Annotated in this window: 18 protein-coding genes and 1 pseudogene; 8 read left to right on the forward strand and 11 right to left on the reverse strand. The window is 69.1% G+C overall.

Going from position 1 to position 19896, the window contains the following annotated elements:
• Positions 1-3 precede the first annotated feature (3 nt).
• Both nusB and NI1_RS03850 read left to right on the forward strand, forming a co-directional pair.
• Positions 4-513: a transcription antitermination factor NusB gene (gene nusB, locus NI1_RS03845; RefSeq protein WP_084522697.1), complete on the forward strand. Its 510-nt coding sequence runs from the start codon at positions 4-6 to the stop codon at positions 511-513.
• Between the two features lie 19 nt (positions 514-532).
• Entirely contained in the window at positions 533-790 is a 258-nt protein-coding gene (locus NI1_RS03850) for a YciI family protein (RefSeq protein WP_218026671.1), read from the forward strand.
• Between the two features lie 360 nt (positions 791-1150).
• Here the strand turns inward: NI1_RS03850 and NI1_RS03855 are convergent, their stop codons facing one another.
• On the reverse strand, positions 1151-4369 hold the full coding sequence (locus NI1_RS03855) for a helix-turn-helix transcriptional regulator (RefSeq protein WP_067814038.1): 3219 nt from the start codon (positions 4367-4369) through the stop codon (positions 1151-1153).
• 164 nt (positions 4370-4533) lie between these two features.
• On the opposite strand from NI1_RS03855, the gene NI1_RS03860 reads away from it, so the two are divergent.
• Positions 4534-5073, forward strand: coding sequence for an LppU/SCO3897 family protein (locus NI1_RS03860; RefSeq protein ID WP_067814039.1), 540 nt, complete (start codon positions 4534-4536; stop codon positions 5071-5073).
• A 39-nt stretch (positions 5074-5112) separates the two neighbouring features.
• Here NI1_RS03860 and NI1_RS03865 read toward each other — a convergent pair whose 3' ends face one another.
• On the reverse strand, positions 5113-6081 hold the full coding sequence (locus NI1_RS03865) for a quinone oxidoreductase family protein (RefSeq protein ID WP_067814041.1): 969 nt from the start codon (positions 6079-6081) through the stop codon (positions 5113-5115).
• Positions 6082-6166: 85 nt separating this feature from the next.
• Between NI1_RS03865 and NI1_RS03870 the strand changes: the two genes are divergently transcribed.
• Entirely contained in the window at positions 6167-6748 is a 582-nt protein-coding gene (locus NI1_RS03870; protein WP_067814043.1) for a TetR/AcrR family transcriptional regulator, read from the forward strand.
• Between the two features lie 31 nt (positions 6749-6779).
• Here the strand turns inward: NI1_RS03870 and NI1_RS03875 are convergent, their stop codons facing one another.
• Positions 6780-7181, reverse strand: coding sequence for a winged helix-turn-helix transcriptional regulator (locus tag NI1_RS03875; protein WP_067814045.1), 402 nt, complete (start codon positions 7179-7181; stop codon positions 6780-6782).
• Positions 7182-7293: 112 nt separating this feature from the next.
• Between NI1_RS03875 and NI1_RS03880 the strand changes: the two genes are divergently transcribed.
• Positions 7294-8550, forward strand: a complete 1257-nt coding sequence (locus NI1_RS03880; protein ID WP_067814047.1) for an NADP-dependent oxidoreductase — start codon at positions 7294-7296, stop codon at positions 8548-8550.
• Positions 8551-8796: 246 nt separating this feature from the next.
• Here NI1_RS03880 and NI1_RS03885 read toward each other — a convergent pair whose 3' ends face one another.
• The 4 genes from NI1_RS03885 to NI1_RS03900 are packed head-to-tail and all read right to left on the reverse strand — an operon-like array spanning position 8797 to position 12904.
• Entirely contained in the window at positions 8797-9405 is a 609-nt protein-coding gene (locus NI1_RS03885; RefSeq protein ID WP_218026672.1) for an NUDIX domain-containing protein, read from the reverse strand.
• 28 nt (positions 9406-9433) lie between these two features.
• The gene (locus NI1_RS03890; protein WP_067814051.1) at positions 9434-10861 is read right to left on the reverse strand and encodes an adenylosuccinate synthetase; all 1428 of its coding nucleotides are present in this window, start codon (positions 10859-10861) and stop codon (positions 9434-9436) included.
• Positions 10862-10889: 28 nt separating this feature from the next.
• Complete coding sequence (locus tag NI1_RS03895) at positions 10890-11879, reverse strand: hypothetical protein (RefSeq protein WP_067814053.1); 990 nt, start codon at positions 11877-11879, stop codon at positions 10890-10892.
• A 5-nt stretch (positions 11880-11884) separates the two neighbouring features.
• Complete coding sequence (locus NI1_RS03900) at positions 11885-12904, reverse strand: hypothetical protein (RefSeq protein ID WP_067814055.1); 1020 nt, start codon at positions 12902-12904, stop codon at positions 11885-11887.
• 161 nt (positions 12905-13065) lie between these two features.
• Between NI1_RS03900 and NI1_RS03905 the strand changes: the two genes are divergently transcribed.
• Together NI1_RS03905 and NI1_RS03910 are read left to right on the forward strand one after the other, a co-directional pair.
• Positions 13066-13629, forward strand: coding sequence for a DUF4334 domain-containing protein (locus NI1_RS03905; protein ID WP_067814057.1), 564 nt, complete (start codon positions 13066-13068; stop codon positions 13627-13629).
• A gap of 84 nt (positions 13630-13713) precedes the next feature.
• A pseudogene (locus NI1_RS03910) lies at positions 13714-14948 on the forward strand (FAD-dependent oxidoreductase).
• Here NI1_RS03910 and NI1_RS03915 read toward each other — a convergent pair.
• Complete coding sequence (locus NI1_RS03915) at positions 14945-15571, reverse strand: alpha-ketoglutarate-dependent dioxygenase AlkB (RefSeq protein WP_067814059.1); 627 nt, start codon at positions 15569-15571, stop codon at positions 14945-14947. The pseudogene NI1_RS03910 and the gene NI1_RS03915 overlap by 4 nt on opposite strands.
• A 144-nt stretch (positions 15572-15715) precedes the next feature.
• Here NI1_RS03915 and NI1_RS03920 point away from each other — a divergent pair, with 144 nt between their 5' ends.
• A complete protein-coding gene (locus NI1_RS03920; protein WP_067814061.1) occupies positions 15716-16318 on the forward strand; it encodes a TetR/AcrR family transcriptional regulator in 603 nt (200 codons plus the stop codon).
• A gap of 4 nt (positions 16319-16322) precedes the next feature.
• On the opposite strand, the gene NI1_RS03925 is transcribed toward NI1_RS03920, so the two are convergent.
• From NI1_RS03925 to NI1_RS03935, 3 genes are all read right to left on the reverse strand, one after another.
• Positions 16323-17207: an alpha/beta fold hydrolase gene (locus tag NI1_RS03925; RefSeq protein WP_245663051.1), complete on the reverse strand. Its 885-nt coding sequence runs from the start codon at positions 17205-17207 to the stop codon at positions 16323-16325.
• Between the two features lie 24 nt (positions 17208-17231).
• Positions 17232-18293 carry a mechanosensitive ion channel family protein gene (locus NI1_RS03930; protein ID WP_067814065.1) on the reverse strand — a complete coding sequence of 354 codons (1062 nt, stop codon included), beginning with the start codon at positions 18291-18293 and terminating at the stop codon, positions 17232-17234.
• A 106-nt stretch (positions 18294-18399) separates the two neighbouring features.
• Entirely contained in the window at positions 18400-19851 is a 1452-nt protein-coding gene (locus tag NI1_RS03935; RefSeq protein ID WP_067814067.1) for an APC family permease, read from the reverse strand.
• Positions 19852-19896 lie beyond the last annotated feature (45 nt).

A 19896-nucleotide genomic window follows, 5' to 3' on the forward strand; every position in this document is an offset into this window, starting at 1 on the left:
ACCGTGGCAGACCAGCCAGTAGACAAGAAGCCGGGTTTCAAGAAACTCGGTGCGCGGCACAAGGCGCGCCGCCGGGCCGTGGACCTGCTCTTCGAGGCCGAGGCTCGCGATATCGATCCCGCCGACCTGCTCTCCGAGCGTGTCGCCCTCTCGGTGCGTGACGACTCGGTAGCCCCGGTCAGCCCCTACACCCGGGTCCTGGTCGAAGGCGTCGCCGACGATCTGGACCGGGTGGACGCCACCATCGAGGGATACCTCCAGGATTGGGCCCTGTCGCGGCTGCCCGCCGTCGACCGCGCCATCCTGCGGGTGGCGGTGTGGGAGTTGTTCCACGCCAACGACGTTCCCCCCGTGGTGGCCGTCGACGAAGCGGTGGAGCTCGCCAAGGAGCTGTCCACCGACGATTCCCCGTCGTTCATCAACGGCGTGCTGGGTCAGGTCGTGCAGGTGGCGCCGCAGGTGCGCGCCGCCGCCGCGGCCACCCGCGCCACGCCCGCGAGCGACGAGAAGTAATTCGAAGGAGAAGCGCAGGGTGCGCAAGTATTTGGTGATGGCCATGCGCACCCCGCGCTTCGACTCCTCCGTCGTCACTCCGCACAAGGAATGGCTGGAGGGTGTCCGCTCGAACGGACAGCTGGTGGAGACCGGCAAATTCACCGACGGCAGCGGCGGCGCGTACGTGATCACCGCCGAATCCCTCGATGCCGCACGCGAACTCGTGCACACCGACCCGATTCATACCACGGGCGCTTCGGAACTCACCGTCTTCGAATGGGAGATCACCGGCTGATCCGCCGGGCACCCGTCGCCACGCGCACTCTCAGCGCGAGCGCGTCGAACCAGCTCACAGGACGCGGCATCCATCAGCGATGCAGTCGCGGTGACGGTGACGGTGGGGAAGCTACGCCGGCCCAGAAGTTGTATCGACCTGGAGCCACGCCTACCGGCAACAAGCTATGCAGGCGGAGAATCGACGCCCGAAGAGAAGCAATGCAGGTGGAGAAGCTACGCCCGTAGAAGATGCCCCATGCAGGCGGAGAACCTAGGCACGTAGAAGAAGCCCATGCAGGCGGAGAAGCTATGCCCGTAGACAGAGCTATGCGGGCCGAGAAGCTAGGCCGCCTAGTGAAGCTGCGCGGGCGGAGAAGCTCTACGCGGGCGGCATGGAATCGTCGAGTTCGGCTAGCCGGTGCGCGATCCCGGCGCGTCCGGTGATGCCGAGCTTGCGCAGAATCCGGCCGAGATGATCTTCCACCGTGCGCGGGCTCAGGTACAGCCGGCTCGCGATCTCCTTGTTGCTGAGGCCCTGCGCGGCCAGGTCCGCGACCTCGCGTTCGCGACCGGTCAAGACCGTCGCGCCGCTGACCGGTCGCGACCCGGCCAGCCGTCGTTGCGCCGCCACCGCTTCGGCCACCAATTCGTGCGCCCCGATCGCCTTGAGTTCCGTCCGCGCCGCCGCGATGCGCGCCGTGGCCAGCCCGAAATCGCCTTGCCGACCGGCCAATTGCGCGGCCAGCAGGAGCGCCTGGGCGCGCTGCACCGGCATCTCCGCGGCACTGTACGCATCGACCGCGGTCTGCGCCGCGACCGTGGCGGATTCGATATCGCCCAGCGCCGCATCGTATTCGGCGCGAGCATGGGCGGCAGCGGCCAACTGACCGGGTAGTCCGGATGCGCGGGCGCTCTCCTCCGCGCGCGCGACCAGCTCGGCCGCCTGCTCGGGGTGGCCGTGTGCGAGCGCCGCCCGCGCTCGCACCGCGAGTTCGGTCGGCCGCATCGGATGCCGGGTATCGGCCTGCGCCGCAATCGGGTTCGTGGTCTCGAGCCCGGTCTTGACGCCGTACTCGTCGAGTGCGGCCTCCACCACGCCGCGCCACCACCGCATCACCGGCCGCGGCATGGCATCCACCGCTCGCCACCGTTCCAGCACCGCCGCCCGGGGCGCGGTCACCGCGAGCACCCGCAGTTCCACCGCCCCGGCCAGCGGTGGCACATCGTGATAGCCGAACTGCCCGGCGGTCTCGGCCGCATCCTCGGCCGCCGCCAGCGCTTCGGCGAACCGCCCCAGCTTGGCCAGCGAGTACGCCTGCACCGTATGCAGTTCCGGCAGAATGAAGTTGCGCCCCCGCTGCCGGCTGACCCGGATCGCCCGCTCGATATGGGCCAGCCCGGTGCGCTGATCATCGAGGAAGTAGCTCATCCACCCCAGTGCCGCGACCGCATGCACCCCGTCGAGCAGCTGACTGTCCGATAGCCGCGCGAATTCCTGCTCCGCCGAACGATATTCGCGCCACGCCCTCGGGATATCGGAGGCAGTCAGCCGCCCCATACTCAGCAATGTCGTCGCGGCGGCCCGAATCGCCGGATCCCGCACCGCCCCCGAAGTGAACAGCGCCGCCACCCGCGCCGCCCCCTCGGCATCCCGGTTGTCCTGAATCTCGAGAATCGCCAATTCCAACTGCACCGCCGCTTGCCCGGCTATGGCAGCCGCACTCGGCTGTGCGCCATCCGCGAAAGCGGACGGGAACTCGCGCAGGTTGTTCGACGCTGAGGGCGGGGCGACGTAAGAATCGCTCACCGTTGTGCCGGGGATGGCCGCCGAGGAGTGGGCGGGGTGGGAGCCGCTCACGGACGTGGCGGGGATGGTCGCAGGGGAGTGGGCGGCGTGGGAGTCGCTCATCGACGTGGCGGGGAGGACCTCGGGGGAAGGCGTGGCGGGGATGGTCGCAGGGGAGTGGGCGGCGTGGGAGTCGCTCATCGACGTGGCGGGGAGGACCTCGGGGGAAGGCGTGGCGGGGATGGACGCAGGGGAGTGGGCGGTGTGCGAGTCGCTCACGGATGCGGCGGGGACGGCCGCTGGGGAGGGGGTGGTGTGTGAGTCGCTCACCGACGTGGGCGGGACGATCGCCGCGGCGAGCAGGGCTCGGGCCCGGTCGGCGCGGCCGAGCACCCGCTCGCAGCGAGCTTGCAGCAGAGTCGCTTCGAGTCGCCGCGGACCTGGCTGAACGGCGAGGTCTTCGAGAATTCGGCGGGCGTCCTCGGCCGCGCCGGAGAGCAGCAGTGCCCGCCCGAGCAGTAGCCGTGCCGCATCGGCCGAGGCCGCTTGTGGTGCGGGGGATGGTGCGGCGCGCAGGGCGGCGGCGGCCCAGCGGGCGCTGGTCGCGGGCGCGGAGGCGAGGGCTTCCTCGGCGGCGTGCAGGAGTTCGGTGGCGGCGAGATCGTCTCGGCCGCAGAGCGAGTGCTCGAGGTGACGGGCGCGGTCGAGTAGCGGGGCGCCGACGTCACGCAGGTGGGTGGCGGCGCGGCGGTGGGCGGCGGCGCGGGCGGCAGGGCCCAGCAGTCCGTAGGCGGCGGTACGGATCAGCGGGTGGCGGAACGCGATTCGGGTGTCGCGGGTGGTGAGCCAGCCGCGCCGGGTGAGTTCGTCGAGGGCGGGCGTGAGGGTCGCGACGTCGATATCGGCTGCGGCGCAGAGTAAGTCGAGATCGGCGGTGGGGCCGCAGAGTGCGGCGGCCTGCGCGGTGCGCAGTTCGACGGCGGGTAATTGCGCGAGCTCGGCGCGGAGGGTGCGGTCCAAAGCCGCCGGCTCGGCATCGAGAGCGGGTGAATCGGCTTCGCGGGCAATCGCATTCGAATCCGCTTCGCGGGCAATGGCGTCGAGTTGCGCGAGGGAGTGGTCGGCGAGCAGTAGAAGATACAGCGGATTTCCGTGCGATGCCGCGAGCAGCCGATTTCGCCGGGCGGTGCTGAGCGTGGGCAGCAGGGCGGCGGTATCGGCGTCGGTCAGCGGCGGCACCGCAAGGTGTGCGACCGCGCCGCCCAGGGGCCGGAGCGCGGGGCCGAGCAGGGCGGGGAATTGCCCCTGCCGGTAGGCGAGTACCACCCGGGTGCGTGTTCCGGCGGATTGCCTCGAGAGCAGGGCGAGCACCCGAAGCGATGCGGTGTCGGCCCAGTGCAGGTCATCGACGATCAGGACGGCCGGGTGCAGCTCCAGCCTCGATCGGATGGTTCGGGCGATGGCACGCGGGTCCTCTTCCGGAACTCCGATGTGCGGCAAGGACGTAATGGGCACGCCGCCCGGCGTGTCTTCGGACTGGGCATCGATCGCTGGACCGGAGCCGCCCACGGGTGCGAGCTGTTCGAGCACATCCGTGACCAGCCGCAAGGGTGTGCCCTGCTCGAATTCGGTGGCCGCGACGGCGATGACGCGGCGACGATCGGCAATGCGGCGCGCGAATTCGGCCAGCAGCCGGGTCTTTCCGATACCGGCCGGTCCCTCGACAAGCACGACGCGCGCCCCGCCCGGCTGCGTACAGGCCGCCTCCAGGCTGCTGAGCTGATGGTCGCGGCCGACGAATGCCTCGATCACGCACTCCTCTCCGTGCGGGATGGTAGCTGGAGCCTATCCGTGGGCGATTCGTCCCGATTTTCCGGGATATCCCGTGGTTTCACGGATGCTCCCCGCCGCCGTCCACGGTTGGGTGATGAAGCCGATTCGGGCAAATCACAAGCAAAGGGAGTTCGGTGACAGCGATGCAGGTGAAGGTGGATGCGCGCGGGAAGTCGTGGCGTCTGCCGCTGGCGGTGGCGGCGTGCGCGCTGGCCCTGACCGGGTGCTCGGCGATCGAGAAGGGTACGCAGGCGGTCAAGGACGCCGGCAAATCCGACACCGGTCGCGCGAAGGTCGGTGACTGCATCAACGTCATCAAGGGATCGATGTTCGATTCGAAGACCGAACCGGTCGATTGCGCCTCGGCGAAGGCGGTCTACCAGGTGGCGAAGGTATTCGACAGCAAGGCCGACTGCGCCGCCGACTACACCTCCTACGAGGAGACGCTCAACGGCGGCACCACCGCGTTCCTGTGCCTGGCCCCCAATTTCCAGCAGGGCGCCTGCTACCACGAGAGCATGCTGACCGGATATCAGTTCGCCGATTGCGCCTCCACCGAGGCGAGTTTCCGTGTGCTGGAACGCTTCGACGGTCAATCCGACGAGAACCTGTGTGGCGCGGACACCAACAGCGTGATCACCCTGTCGGATCGCCCCACCACTTTCTGCCTGGGCAAGCCGTAGCGCGGATGCCGGCGCGGGCGACCCCGCCCGCGCCTTCGGTCAGGGTCGCAAGACGAGGGTGCCGAGCGCGGCTCGCTGGTCCAGCCGCCGATGGGCCTGCGCCGCCTGCTCGAGCGGCAGCACCTGATCGGCCAGCACGGTGATCGCGCCCGTCGCCGCCCGCTCCAGCACCGCCGCCCGGGCCGCCGCGACCCCGGCCAGCCACGCCGGTCCGGCGCAGCCGATCAGCGTCAGTCCGCGCCCGATCAGATCCATGGCGCTGATCTGCGCGGGCGCGCCCGACAGCCAGCCGTAGCTGAGCATCCGCCCTTGCACCGGCGTCATGAAATCCAAAAGCGCCGCGGCGGATTCGCCGCCGATCGAATCGAACACCACGTCCACGGTCGTGCCCGCGAGCAGTTCACCCAGCCGTCGCGGCCAGTCCGACGCCCGGTGATCGATCACCTCGTCGGCCCCCAATTCCCGTGCCCGCTCACCCTTCTCGGGCCCGCCCGCCGTGGCGATGACCCGGGCCGCCCCGAACTCCTTGGCCAACTGCACCAGATATCCGCCGATCCCGGTGCCCCCGGCCTCGATCAGCACGGTCTCGGTACCGGTCAAGCTCGCGCGTTCCAGCAGCGGCAAGGCCACCGATCCGCTCATGCCGACCGCCGCCGCGTCGACCGCGGACAACCCCTCGGGCACCGCGACGATCGAGTCGGCGGGGGTGCTCACCTGTTCGGCGTAGGTGCCGAAGGTATTGCTGCTCAGCAGAACTCGCTGCCCGATCGTCGCCGGATCCGCGCCCTCGCCGACCTCGGTCACGATCCCCACCGCCTGCGTGCCGAAGACGAACGGCTTCTCCAAGGGAATGGGGAACATACCGGACCGCAACATGGTCTCGGGGTACAGCACCGGAATCGCTTCCGTCCGCACCAGCACTTCTCCGGCCCGCGGTCGTGGCGCGGGCACGTCGCCCGGCACCAGGACTTCGGGTCCGCCGGTCGCGGTCAATAGGATTGCTCGCATCGAAAAACCTCATAAGTTGACTGACGGTCAAGATGTGCACGCCAACATATTGACCGCCGGTCAAGTTGTCAACGAAAGTGGTGGAATGGACCGCCCCAAGGAACGCGCCGACGCGGCCCGCAATCGCCAGGCAATCCTGCTGGCCACGCGTGCGCTGCTGATGGAACACGGCGCCGAAGCGGTCACCATGGACCGCATAGCGGCCGCCGCCGGAGTCGCCAAAGGCACACTGTTCAGCCGTTTCGGCAGCCGCGCGGGCCTGCTCTACGAGCTCATCGCCGAGGGTGCGTTCGCCCTGATGGAGGCGGTGAAATCGGGCCCGCCCCCACTCGGCCCCGGCGCTCCCGCCAGCGAGCGCCTACTCGCCTACTTCGACGCCATGACCCGCCTGATCGCCGACGACGTCGAGTTGGTCGTCGCCTATCAGGCAATTCCCCCGCATCCCCAGCAGGCGGAACTGCACGCCTTCTGGTCGAACCACATCACGACCCTGCTCCGCGAGGCTCGCCCCGACCTCGACGCCGATACGGTCGGCGCACTACTGCTGGCCCCGCTCGGCGGTGAACTGGTCCCGCGCATGGTGCGGGCGGGGGAGAAGGACCGGCTCCTCGCGGGCGTGCGCGAACTCGTGGAATCGGTGCTCCGGCAACCGGATCAGCCGGAATAGTCGCCGCCCGAAACGCGTCGCCGGATGCGCGTCAGCGCTCCGCGGCGTCGTAGGCCGTGCGGGCCGAAACGACCTCTTCGATATGGGTTTCCGCCCATGCCTTGATGGCCTGCACCACCGGCAGCAGACTGCGGCCGAGCGGGGTGAGTTCGTAGTCGACGCGGACCGGGACCGAGGGGGTGACGGTCCGGGTGACCAAGCCGTCGCGTTCGAGGGTGCGCAGGGTTTGGGTGAGCATTTTCTGGCTGACGCCCGCGACCCTGCGGGACAGGTCGCCGTAGCGTTGCGGGCCGTCGGCGAGCGCATTGAGCAAAAGGCTGACCCACTTGTCGCTGATGCGGTCGAGGAGTTGGCGGGCGGGGCACTCGGCGAGGTAGGCGTCGTAGGCCCGGCGGGCCTCCAGGCGTTGCTGCGCCGCGGTTTTGGTGGCCATGGCTCTCCCGGTCGTGCGATACGCACTCCGAGGTGCGTACTTCCCGGCAGAGAGTAACACTCCCTAGGTTCGTCTCTGGAAGCGAGAAGTCGCACAGCAGAGGAGAGTTCACATGCGCGCCGTCATCGTTCGCAGCTTCGGCGGACCGGAGGTGCTGGAGATCGCGGAGGTTCCGGTACCTGTCCCCGGGCCCGGACAGGTCCGCATCCGGGTCACCGCCGCCACCGTCAACCCGGTGGATCTGCACACCCGCTCGGGCGGCCTGACCGCTGCCGGTTTGCTCCCCGCTCGCGATGTGATCGGCATCGGCTGGGATGTGGCGGGCGTCATCGACGAGATCGGCCCGGGCGTAGCGGGATTCGGATCCGGCGGGCCGACTTCGGGCACACCGGATTCGGGTGAGCCGGGTTCGGTCGGGCCGGATTCAGGTGGACTGGGTTCGGTCGGGCCGGATTCAGGCGAGCAGGGTTCGGCCGGGCCCGATTCGGACACGCTGAGTTCGGCGGGGTCGGATTCGGACATGCTGAGTTCGGCGGGGTCGGATTCGGGCACGCTGACCTCGGCCGGGCCGGATTCGGACATGCTGAGCTCGGCCCCCGGGCCGGATTCGGGCATGCCGCGTTCCTATCTCGTCCCAGCTGCGGGTCCGGCGGGCGGAATCGCATCGGATGCTGAGAGGTTCGCGCTGGGCGACGCGGTGATCGGGCTATCCGATCGGTTGGATGTGCCGCTGGGTGCGCAGGCCGATTACGTGGTGCTGGATGCCGCTGCGGTTGCGCGAGCCCCGCGCACCTGGTCCGCGGTCGAGGCGGCGACCTTGCCGTTGAACGGTCTCACCGCCGCGCAGTCGCTGGACCTGCTCGGTCTCGAACCCGGCCGGACCGTTCTGATCACCGGCGCGGCGGGCGCGGTGGGCGGGTTCGCGGTGGAACTCGCGGTGGCGCGGGGGCTGCGGGTGGTCGCGACCGCGGGAGCCGCGGATGCGGATACGGTGCGATCGCTCGGTGCGGAGTTCTTCGTGCCGCGTGGTGAGCGGCTCGGTGAAGCGGTGCGCGCGCTCGTTCCGGGCGGGGTGGACGGCGCGGTGGACGCGGCCGTGCTCGGTGCCGAGGCGCTCGACGCGGTCCGCAATCGGGGAGCGTTCGCGGCCGTCGTCGGCGGCGCGGAACCGGTTGGTTTGCGGGGAATTCGGGTGCAGAACACCTGGATTCGCGCCGACGGCCACCAACTCGCCGAGCTGGTCCGCTTGGCGGACACCGGCGCACTCACCCCGCGCGTCGCCGACACCCTGCCCCTGGACCGGGTCGCCGAAGCACACAAGCGACTCGCCGAAGGCGGCCTCCGCGGCCGAATCGTCCTCGCGCCCTAACCGACCCGCGGTCACACCCCATTTCCCCGCCGGCGGGCGCCGTGGCGCCGCCCGAGAGTACCTCCGCCGTGCCGCCGCCCCGTGCGATCGACCGTTCACCGGCGACGATGCGCCGAGTGGGACATGGTTGCGGCCGCCACTCGCGAAATGCCGCAACCATTTCCCGCTGATCAACGGTCCAGCTCGGGAGGGTGGCTGCGGTGCGGGAGCGCGGTCGCTGGTTCGGTGGCGTGGGGCGCGTGGCGGTTAGTTGGGAGGGGTGAAGGCCCAGACGGCGGCGGGGCGACCGGTTGCTTTGACGCGCAGGCGATCTCCGGTGCGGTCCAGGCCGGGGATGGCGGCCAGGGTGCGGTTGAGATTGCCCGGGTCGGGGCGGGTGCCGTGCAGGGCGGTGGAGAGTTCGACCGCGCGGGTGGCGGGGAAATGGTCGCCGATGAGGGGGCGGGTGAAACCGAGGTCTTTCCAGAGCATTTCGGCGAGCCGGGTGCGGGCGGCGGCCACGATCTGGTTGTGGTCGAATGCCAGGTGGGGGAGGTTTTCGAAGGGAACCCACTGGGCGTCGCCGGGTGCTCCGACCACCGCCCACATGGCGATGGAGAGGGTCGGGCCGCGCGGATCGCGGTGTGGTTCGTCGAAGGTGGCGACCTGACCGACGGCGGCGATGGCATCCTCGGGCACACCGAGTTTGGTGTGCACGGCGCGCCGGGCCGCGGCGGCCAGGCGTTCTCCGCGATGGAGCAGTACACCGGGCAGCGCGAGTTCACCGGCGAACGGATCCCATTGCCGGGGTGCGATGCCGACGGTGACGGTCGGGTCGTCGCTCCCGTAGCGCAGGGCGATCACATCGATGGACACGGCGGATTGTTGCTCCACAAGTAGTCGATCATGCCGTAGTCGGTACCCGGATCGTGCGATCGGCCCGGTCGGGGCCGTGCGCCGTGAGTACCACCGGCGCCCCGAGCTCGGCCTCCAGGTACCCGGGCACGTCGGCGGGTAGCTCGGCGAGCACCGGCTGCGCCGCGCTCAGCAACTCGGTCAGCTGCGACTGGTGGGCGAGGTCCCGCCAGCGCCCGCACTCGAGCCGATCGACGTAACCGTCGGCGGTGAGATATCCGACCGCGGTCCGGATTTCGCCGTGCGCACCGCTCTGCCCCGAGACGCCGGTCATGGGGGTGCGCGCCCCGCTCTTCGCCGAACGGCCGGGGCCGGCCGCCCGACCTCCGGCCGCTTCGAGCCCGGAGCGACCCGAGATTCCGTCTTTCGGCATGCCGCGCTCGAGGTGAGGTGCGCCGTCGATTTGGTCGAGGTGGTTGACCGCCAATCCGTCGATCCCACCGCAGGCTTCGATCGCATATCGCAGCAGGATCGGGTCGAGGTGGCCGACGCGGAACGCGCCCTGGTAGACGCCGGTTCCATTGTGCGGCTCGGGGATTGCGAGTTCGGGGTCTTCGGTGGGGAACGGGCCCGCGCCGTGGCGGGTCAGGTAGGCGCGGGTGACGCCGAGAACGTAGCCGGGTGCGCCGATGCGGGCCAGCATGGCGCGGGCATTGCGGGGTTCGACGGTCGACCAGGTCGTGTACGGGTGCAGGCCACGCCATTCGTCCAGGAGCGCCCCCTGCGCGCCCTCGAACACCAGTCGGCCGTCGGTGGCGATCCGGCCCAGTTGATCGCCGGGCAGGATCGCCACCGCGCGTGCGAATTCGGTGTACGCCTCGACCAGATCGTCGATGGGATCGTGCCGGTGCCCGCTCCCCGCGAGCAGCGGCCGATAGTGTTCGGCGAGCGCGATCAGCTTGCGCCGCAGCACATCCGGTCGCCGGCAGTCGGCGACGCGCGGCGCGTCGTGTTCGAGCGCGTAACTCGCCGTCTCCCCGATCCCGATGCCGCAGGAGCCGTGCCGGGAAGCACCCCTCGTGTCCTCCCGGCAACGGTTGGCGGCCCCGTGGATCGGGGTGGTGAGCAGTGCGCGTTCGTCCACCGACAGCAGGGACAGCGGGTCCGTGACACCCAGCCCGGCCAGCGCCTGCGCCTCGGCGGCCAGCGCGATGGGCTCGACCAGCATGTGCCGCGACAGCAGGGTCGGCACCCGGGAGAACGTCCCGGAGCCGAACTGCCGGAAGGTGTGATGGCGTCCGCCGGCGACCACATTGTGGGCCGCTTGCGCGCCGCCGTTGAATCGCACCACCGCGGCCACGTCCAGGCCCGCTTCCGGTGAGCACAACCAGTCCACGGTCGCGCCCTTGCCCGCGTCCCCGAATCCGAGGTCGACCACGATCAGGTGGCGATCGCCGAACCTGCTGTCGCTGGACATGTTGTGCCCCTTCCCATTTCCGAACGGATCAGTTCCCGAAGTCGACGTCGTCGTCCGCGCCGGTGGCGGCGGGCAGCGCGCCCGCACTGCGGGTGCGGTGCGCGGCCCCGATGGGCGCGAGGGCCTTGCCGACCGCGTCGGCTTCACCGCCGGATCCGATATCGCGCAGATCGGCCAGCCCCGCCCCGAGATCGATCCGGTCCTCGCCGATGTCGACGGTGAGCGCGATCAGCTCGCACACCGCCGCCGGATCCTCGAGCCGCAGGAACCGTTCTCCGAGCAGTGCCTGCCAGTGCGCGGCGATCTCCGGATCCCCGTAGTAGCTGGACTGATTGGGCAGGATGTAGTGCACGTGCCAGCGGTCGGCCAGCTCCCGGTAGATCGACTCGACCGAAACATCCTGGCGCACATCGTCTCCGATGATGTTGCGAATGTGCCGGGCGCCCAGGCGAGGCTTGTTCAGCTCGTCGCCGACCAGGAACAGATACCCCTTGCGTCCGCGCTTGTCCCAGGCATCGGTGGCGGTGTGCCGGGCCATGAAATACGCGGCCAGCTCATAACTTTCGGACTTCTGCCCGCCTCCGCCGCCTTCCAGGAGGATCAGCCGCAGCTGCTCGTCCATCCGATTGTCGGATTCGAACTGCCCGACCTGCAACGGCACCCGGTCGCTGTCGGCGTCGCCGATGCCGCCGAACATGATCTGCGGGTCGTCGGCGTACCCCTTGCGCCGCAACAGCCCGTGCAGCTTGCCGAGCTTCTCCTGCATGATCCGCGGCACCGCCCCCATCGAGCCGGTGACATCGAACAGCACCGCGATGGGCAGTGAGTTCCCGTGATCGTCGGAGTCGCGCGATTCCCGCGTCGCCACGCCCTTGGGGTCGAGCGAGGGGTGCGCCTTCCACTTGTCATAGGGCACCGACCGCATATCGGCGGTGTAGCCGAAATCGTCGAGGCCGCGAGCGGCGCGGAAGGTGCGGGCGGCGTCGTACGCGCGATCGTCCCAATTGCCGTAACCCATTGCTATCACTGTCCTTTCGGGAGCTCGAAGGGCCGGAAGCGGCGCTGTCCGTAGAGCCGGTCGAGCAGGTCGTCGAATTCGCCGAGCAGGTCCGCGGCGTCGGGCCGCAGGCTCGGTTCGGGCTGGGTGCAGCCCGCCGCGAAGCGGCGCAGAGCGGCGGGCGCGCGGTCGCCGAGCATGTCCAGTAGCAGCCGATGCGCCTGGTACACGTCGGTGGCGGGGGAGACCGCGACGCGGATCTCCGGCGGATAATCGATGGCGCCGAGCGTGGCGGCCGCGGGCAGTCCCGGCCGGGTGGCGAAGGACCAGCCGGCCAGCACCACGCCGTGCAATCGCGGATGGATGAGCACATTGGCCGGGCTGATCGCGGTGTGCACCCAGCCGGCGAGCTGCGCGCCGGCGAGGCAGCGCAGCAGGCGGCGATGCATCCACGCGTAATCCCGCGGATCCAGGCCATCGGGGTATGCGGCCCGAACCTCTTCGAGGGTCACGAATTCCGTGGTCAGCGCACCCAGCACATTGATGGTGCGCGGTTCGCCGGAGTCGGCGTCGTGGTGGTCGGCGGTGTCCGCCAGTTCCGGGAAGTACGGGCGCAACCATCCGTGCTCCCGGCCGACTTCGGCGATGTCCCGCAAGGCATTTCGCTCCCCGGCCAGTAGCCGGTTGGCCGCCGTCCGGCGCGGGATCTTGACGATGTGGCCGGATCCGCTGCGATACAGGTCGGCGATGGATCCCCGGGCGTGCAATCGGCCTACCGCGTATACCCCGTGTGCTCCGGTCACCCGGAAAGCCGCGTCCTCGGTCCGGGTCCATTGCCGGTACAGCTCGGTCAGTCGCGCGAATGCCGTGCGCGCCAGGTCTGCGTCGTCCGCGCCCGCCCGGTCCGGGTGAACGACCGCCGCGAGCCGGTGATACCGCCGCCGCCCGCGCTGCTGGGTCGCGGAATCGCTTGCGGCAGTGCCGAAAAGGTCTTCGGGTCGCCGGGCTTCCCCGATCGCCTTCGCTGTGTCTCCAACCGCCGTCATGTGTTTTAGACTAGATGACTAAAACGGTGAGCGCCAGCGGTCCGGCCCTCTTTTTGTTCTATTGACGAAAACATGTCGGGGATTCCGCCGCCTCGCGGACTCTCTGCATGCGGGCTAGTGTGAGAGAAATTTAGTCGTTCTATCTCAATGAGGAGGTCGGGATGGTGGCCGGGGAGCCGCAAACGGACGAGGCACAGCGCTTGCGGGCGCTGTTGTCCACCGGCGCAACGCCGCAGCAGGCCTGGGAGCTGTTCGATGCGCTGCCGCCGGCGCCGGTCGCCGATATTGTCACCGGCCGCTGGCGCGGCGACGAACTCGACACCGGTCACCCTTGGAAGGGCGTACTCGTCGAATCAGGCTGGTACGGTAAGCAATTCGATGACGCCGACGCTGTCCAGCCGCTGCTGTTCGAAGCCCCCGACGGCTCGATCTTCGCCGTCGATCCGCGCCGCGTGCCGCTGTTCCTGGCGGGCAGGGTGCCGGTATCCACCCTCCGTCCGGTGCGCCGCTCGCTCGGCGTGCTGCGCGCGCTGCTCGAAACCCGTACCCCGCGCGCCCGCCTGCGGGACCTGGAGTTCCGCGGAAAGTCCAGCGCCGCAATGATCTACGACCATCTCCCGATCATCGATGTCTTCCGCCGTGTCGACGCCGACACCCTGCTCGGCGTGATGGATATGCGCGGCCTGTCCGACCCGTACTTCTTCGTGCTCTACCGAGACCGCTAGGTCCGGCGCGCCAACCCGGCTCCGCGACACCGGAATCGGCCTACCATCGAAGTGACGGCGGTAGTCGATTCCGGGAGGGATCCGATGGAACGCACGACCTGTCTCGTCGCCGGCGGTGGCCCCGCGGGCATGTTCGCGGCACTGCTACTGGCCCGCGCCGGAGTGGATGTCACGGTGCTGGAGAAACACGGCGACTTCCTGCGCGACTTCCGCGGCGACACCGTGCACCCCACCACCTTGGAGCTACTCGACGAACTCGGCCTGCGCGAGGATTTCGCGAAACTGCCGCAGCGGCGGGTGAATACGGTGCAGATCCCCATCCACGGACGCATGCAGACCCTCGCCACCTTCGCGCACATACCCGGACCGCACAAGTACATCGCCCTGGTCCCGCAGTGGGATCTGCTCGATCTGCTGGTGCGCGCCGCCGACTCCGAACCGGGTTTCCGGCTGCGGATGAACACCGAGGCCACCGACCTGCTGCGTGCGGAAGGACGGGTGGTGGGCGTTCGATACCGCACCGCGGACGGCCGCGGCGGCGAGATCCGCGCCGACCTCACCCTCGCCTGCGACGGCCGGGATTCGGTGCTGCGCACCGCCGCCGGGCTCGGCTCCCGCCACTGGGCCACCCCGTTCGACGTGTGGTGGTTCCGCATCCCGCGCAACCACACCGATCCGGCCGGGGCCGTCCCGGTCGTCACCGCCGATCGGGTGGCCATCATGCTCGACCGCGGCGACTACTGGCAGTGCGCCACCCTGCTCGCCAAGGGCGGTGATGCGCAACTGCGGCAAGGACATCCGGTCGGCGAGATCGTGCGCGGCATGGCGCAGGTGGTGCCCTGGCTGGCCGATCGCGTCGACGCCGTACGCAGCTGGGACGAGGTGAAGCTCCTCGACGTCAAGCTCGATCGCCTCGACCGCTGGTACACGACGGACTGCTGTGCATCGGCGACGCCGCGCACGCCATGTCACCGGTCGGCGGCGTCGGCATCAACCTCGCCGTCCAAGATGCCGTCGCGGCCGGCCGCCTGCTCGCCCCGAAACTGCTGGCGCACAATGTGACCGCCGCCGACCTGGCCGAAGTGCAACGCCGCCGCACCCTGCCCACCGCTGTCATCCAGGGCCTACAGCGTTTCGCGCACGCCCGCGTGATCGCCCCCGCCGTCGCCGGCGAACTGAACCTCTCCAACGCCCGGCGCGCGCCCGTCAGTGTCCGCATCTTCCGCCGCATACCCGTGCTCCGCAGCCTCCCGCCCTTCCTGGTCGCCCGCGGCATCCGGCCCGAGCATGCTCCAGCATTCGCGCGCCGCCCTCGCTAGCGAACGCCGCGTGGCCGGAATTGAATACTGATTCGGGGGCCGACCGCCCGTCGGGTCTTCGGCACCGCGTGCTCCCAGGTGCGCTGGCAGGAGCCGCCCATGACGATGAGATCGCCGTGGCCCAAGGCGAATCGGATGCTCGCGCCGCCGCCGCGCGGGCGGAGCAGCAGTGAACGCGCCGCGCCCACGGAGACGATAGCGACCATGGTGTCGTGAGTGGCGCCGCGCCCGAAGGTGTCGCCGTGCCAGGCCACGCTGTCGTTCCCGTCGCGGTAGTAGCAGAGCCCGGCCGTGGTGAACGGCTCCCCGAGTTCTTCGGAGTAGTAGGCGCTCAACGCTGCTCGCGCCTGCGCGAGCACCGGGTCGGGTAGCTCTTGCCGGTGTTCGTAGAAGCACAGGAGCCGGGGCACATCCACCACCCGGTCGTACATGGCCCGCCGATCCGCTCGCCACGGCACCTCCGCCGCGAGCCGTTCGAACAGGATGTCGGCCCCGCTCAACCAGCCGGGCAGTACATCGATCCAGGCTCCGTCGCCGAGCACGGTCCGCCGGATTCCGTCCAGCGCCCCGAGTTCGACCTCTCCGAACCCGTCGAGCAGTGATCCCTGCAATGGCGTCGACATAGCGCCGAATGTACCACGCGATCGAACAGGTGTTCGGTAGATGTCGCTGCTCGCGCGACTCGACGACATCGGCGTGCCGGGCGGTGATATGGGCGTACCATGAAGTCTTTCCGTTCCGGCGACGAAGCAGGAGTACCCGGTCACATGCCCCGTTTGGTCGATCACGAGCAGCGGCGCCGCGAGATAACGACGGTCGCCCGCCGGGTCATCGCCGCCGGCGGACTGGAAGCCGCGACCTTCCAGTTCGTCGCCGCCGAAGCCGGGATCTCGGTTCGGCTCATCCAGTACTACTTCGGCAACAAGCGCGAACTCATGCTCGCGACGCTGCAAGCGGTGGTGGTGGACGCGGGACAGCGTTTCGAGCAGCGCATCGCGGCCTTGGGCTCCGACGCCGATCCGCGCGCGGTGATCCGCGCCTTCGCCTCGGTGCTGCTGCCCATGGACGATCAGGCCCGCGAGGACGCGCTGGTGCTGGCGGCCTTCCATGCCGCCGCGCTCACCGGTTCGACGGTCGGCGCGGAAGATACCGCGGGACCTGGCATTTGGCTGATGGGCGCCTTCGCGGATCAGCTCAAGCGCCATCGAGCCTCGGTGCCGGACGGCGAATCACGGGCCGAGGATGTGGATTCCGATGCCGAACTGCTGGTCTTCACCCTCTCCGGCATCACCCAGGGCGTGCTGACCCGGCACAAGACGCCCGAGCAGGCGGCCGCTTTGTTCGACCGCCTGCTCGACCGGCTGCTCTGAGTGTTCAGTCCGCCCGCACGTGCGCGCGGACGAAATCGACCACCACGTCGGTGAATTCGTCATTGGCGTCGCTGGCGGCGGTGTGCGCGGCGGCGCCGATCTCGGCGTATTCGGCGTGCGGCGCGAGCGCGCGGAAGGCGTCCACCCCTTCCTGGCTCACCACGTCCGACAGGGCGCCGCGCACCAGCAGCGTCGGAATAGCGAGGTCGCGCGCGGCATCCTCCAGGGGGCGGGTGTGCAGGTCGAGCGCCTCACCGTCGCCCTTGCCCGAGCCCTGTAGCATGGCCGGATCCCAGTGCCAGTACCAGCGGCCGTCCGCGCGCAGCCGCAGATTACGTTGCAGCCCTTCGGGATTGCGCGGCCGCCGCCGATGCGGCAGGTACGCGGCCACCGCGTCGGCGGCCTCCTCGAGGCTGGCGAAGCCCTCGGCGTTGCTGCCCAGGAAGTTGATCACGCGCTCGACGCCGGCGTGCTCGGGCCGCGGCACCACATCCACCAGCACCAGCCCGGTCATCAACTCCCGCTTGGGGTGTGCGCTGGCGAGCAGCCCGGTGAGGCCGCCCATGCTGGCCCCGACCACGAACCCGGGTTTGCCGAGTTGTTCCAGCACCGCCATCAGGTCTTCGACCATGGCCGCGCGGGTGTAGTCGCCGCCCGGAGCCCAGTCGCTGTCGCCGTGGCCGCGCGCGTCCAGCAGCACCGCGTGCATACCGGCCTTCGCCAGCGCGAGGCCCGAATCCTTCCACGAATGGCGGGTCTGCCCGCCGCCGTGCAGGAACACCACCAGCGGTCCGTCCTGGGGTCCCCAGCTGTCGCCCGCGAGGGTGATGTCGCCGTGGCCGCGGAAGGTGACGCGGGCAGGCTCGGTGAAGTCGGCTTCGTTGCTCACCCTCCGAGCATCGCACATTGCGATTTACGGTGTATGAATCTCGGCCGCCAAGCGGGATTCGAAGTCGTCGCCGCGTCCGAATTCCAGCGTCCGGATCGGGTACGGGATGGCGATGCCCTCCATGCGATAGCGGCGGTGCAGGCTCTTGATGAATTCGCTGACCAGCAGGTATTGGTCCTCGTAATGCCGGGTGCGCAGGACGACCCGGAAGCCGATGCCCGAATCGCCGAAGGTATGGAAGCGCACTCGCGGATCCGCGCCCGCGAAACCGACATCGAGTTCCTTCATCACCTGGTGGGCCACCTCCAGGGTCACCTGCTCGACATGGTCCAGGTCGCTGCCGTAGCCGGTGCTCACCTCGACCGTGACGGCCATATCCTGCTCGGGCCGGTGGTAGTTGGTGAGAATCGATTCGGCGAACTTGCGGTTCGGCACGATGATGAAGTTGCCGGGGAGGTCCTGGATTGCGGTGGTCCGCCAGTTCACATCGCTGACCCATCCGGTCTCGCCGCCTTCGAGTTTCACGAAGTCGCCCGGCTGCACCGTCTTCGAAGCCAGGATATGCACGCCCGCGAACAGATTCGCCAGGGTGCCCTCCAATGCCAGCGCGATGGCCAGCGCGCCGATGCCCAGGGCTCCCAGCAGCGGGGTGATCTGCACGCCCACGGTGTCGAGGGTGATCAGCAGGCCCAGTATGAAGACGATCACCTTGGTGATGGTGGAGAACAGGCTCACCGATCCGGAGACGCCGGTGACGCGGCGGGCCACCGAGGTGACGATCTCCGCCGCCAGCCGTGACACCGCGTAGGTGATGGCCAGCAGCAGCGCGGCCTCGAGGATCTGCTTGACCGTGATCGGCGAGAACGGCAGTCCGGTCGGCAGTGCCAGTGCGATGGTCAGGCCGGCCAGCGATGCGACCGGTACGGCCAGGTCGCGGGCCAGGCCGAAACTCATGCGGTGCACTGATCGTTCGTTCGCCGAGGTCTTGGCGGCGATCCGGTCGATGAGCCGGCGGACGATCACGCCGATCACCGGCCCGGCGATCACGAGCAGGGCGGCGATAGCCCAGATCAGCGGTTTGCTCATGAAGACGTCTCCTGCCTCGGGGCGACGATGGATCCCGGACAATCAAGACAAGCCAAACGAATTGGATCATAAGCCTAAATTTGCTGAAAGATTGCGCAACGATCGATCAGGCGATCGGCGCGGGTGCGGGGTCGCTGAATCGCTCGTTGATCTCCTTGGGGCCGAACGGCCAGGTCTTCTCGACGCGCGCCCAGATCAGGAACGACACCAGGCCGATGCCCACCCAGGCCAGGGACCATTCGATCGGATGCACGCCCGGATTCGCCTTGTCGGCGTACCCGTAGATGACCGCCCAGCCGACGGCCGCCACCACCGCGGGCAGCGGATACAGCAGCATCTTGTACGGCCGCGCCAAAGCGGGCTGCCGGCGGCGCAGCACCACCAGCGCCGCGATCTGCGCGAACGCCTGCACGATCACCATCACCGTGGTCAGCAGGGAGATGAGCACCGCCAGCGGGGGATGGGCCGCCGAGGTGCCGAGGTGCCGCGCGAAGACGAACCCCGCCGCGGTGACCGCGCCCATCACGATCAGTCCGAGCATCGGGAACTGATGCTTGGGATGCAGTCGCCCGAAGGACCGGAAGAACACCCCGTCGCGTGCCGCGTCGAACGGCACTCGCGAACCGCCCAGCAGCCCGGCGAACACCGACGCGAAGGCGGTCACCAGGATCAGCACGGTCACCACCTGCGCGGCTCCCTTGCCGATGGTCGTCTCCAGCACCGCCGAGGCCACTGACTGCGAGGCCACATTGCCCGGATCGAGCAGGTCGTGCCAGTCGATCACGCCCAGCACGCCGATCTGCATGCACAGATAGATGGCCATCACCGCGACGATGGCCGTCACGATGGAGCGCGGCAGCACCCGGCCCGGATCCTTCAGCTCCGCACCGAGATACGCCGAGGTGTTGTATCCGAGGTAGTCGTAGATGCCGATGGTCAGCCCCGAGGCGAAGCCCAGCCAGAAGGTGTTGCTGCCCAGATCGATTGCGCCGGAAGGCCAATCGAAGGCCATGCCCGCATCGAAGTGTGTGAAGGCGGCGAGAATGACCGCCGCCACCGAAACGATCATGACCGCCCACATCACCACGGTGATCCGCCCGATGCTCTCCACCTTGCGCCAGAGCAGCAATACCACCAGCGCCACCACGGCCAGCCCGACGATATCGCCCTGCCCGGTGGTCATGGACGGCCACAGATAGGTCAGGTACTGCACGAGCCCCTGCACTCCGGTCGACATGATCAAGGGAATGAAAAGTATTGCGGTCCAGACGAACAGGAACGGCATCAGCCGTCCGGTGCGGTACTGGAACGCCTCGCGCAGGTACACGTAGGTGCCGCCCGCGCCGGGCATGGCGGCGCCGAGTTCGGCCCAGATCAGCCCGTCGGCGAGGGCGAGTATCGCGCCCGCGACGAAGCCGAGCACGGCGTGCGGTCCGCCGAAGGCGGCGACCATGAGGGGAATCGTGACGAACGGCCCGATGCCGACCATCTGACTCATATTGATGGTGGTGGCCTGGAACAGGCCGATCTTTCTGGGGAGCGTGCTGGGGCCGGTCATGGCTTCCTCCGGTGGCGCTGGGGGGAGGGCATATGGGTTTTGTAA

Source organism: Nocardia inohanensis NBRC 100128, assembly GCF_001612945.1.
Classification (GTDB): domain Bacteria; phylum Actinomycetota; class Actinomycetes; order Mycobacteriales; family Mycobacteriaceae; genus Nocardia; species Nocardia inohanensis.

What these genes read in the sequence shown, in the direction of transcription:
- NI1_RS03860 (WP_067814039.1), top strand. Translation starts at nt 4,534, where the DNA reads ATGCAGGTGAAGGTGGATGCGCGCGGGAAGTCGTGGCGTCTGCCGCTG.
- NI1_RS03865 (WP_067814041.1), bottom strand. Translation starts at nt 6,081, where the DNA reads ATGCGAGCAATCCTATTGACCGCGACCGGCGGACCCGAAGTCCTGGTG.
- NI1_RS03870 (WP_067814043.1), top strand. Translation starts at nt 6,167, where the DNA reads ATGGACCGCCCCAAGGAACGCGCCGACGCGGCCCGCAATCGCCAGGCA.
- NI1_RS03875 (WP_067814045.1), bottom strand. Translation starts at nt 7,181, where the DNA reads ATGGCCACCAAAACCGCGGCGCAGCAACGCCTGGAGGCCCGCCGGGCC.
- NI1_RS03880 (WP_067814047.1), top strand. Translation starts at nt 7,294, where the DNA reads ATGCGCGCCGTCATCGTTCGCAGCTTCGGCGGACCGGAGGTGCTGGAG.
- NI1_RS03890 (WP_067814051.1), bottom strand. Translation starts at nt 10,861, where the DNA reads ATGTCCAGCGACAGCAGGTTCGGCGATCGCCACCTGATCGTGGTCGAC.
- NI1_RS03895 (WP_067814053.1), bottom strand. Translation starts at nt 11,879, where the DNA reads ATGGGTTACGGCAATTGGGACGATCGCGCGTACGACGCCGCCCGCACC.
- NI1_RS03900 (WP_067814055.1), bottom strand. Translation starts at nt 12,904, where the DNA reads ATGACGGCGGTTGGAGACACAGCGAAGGCGATCGGGGAAGCCCGGCGA.
- NI1_RS03905 (WP_067814057.1), top strand. Translation starts at nt 13,066, where the DNA reads ATGGTGGCCGGGGAGCCGCAAACGGACGAGGCACAGCGCTTGCGGGCG.
- NI1_RS03915 (WP_067814059.1), bottom strand. Translation starts at nt 15,571, where the DNA reads ATGTCGACGCCATTGCAGGGATCACTGCTCGACGGGTTCGGAGAGGTC.
- NI1_RS03920 (WP_067814061.1), top strand. Translation starts at nt 15,716, where the DNA reads ATGCCCCGTTTGGTCGATCACGAGCAGCGGCGCCGCGAGATAACGACG.
- NI1_RS03930 (WP_067814065.1), bottom strand. Translation starts at nt 18,293, where the DNA reads ATGAGCAAACCGCTGATCTGGGCTATCGCCGCCCTGCTCGTGATCGCC.
- NI1_RS03935 (WP_067814067.1), bottom strand. Translation starts at nt 19,851, where the DNA reads ATGACCGGCCCCAGCACGCTCCCCAGAAAGATCGGCCTGTTCCAGGCC.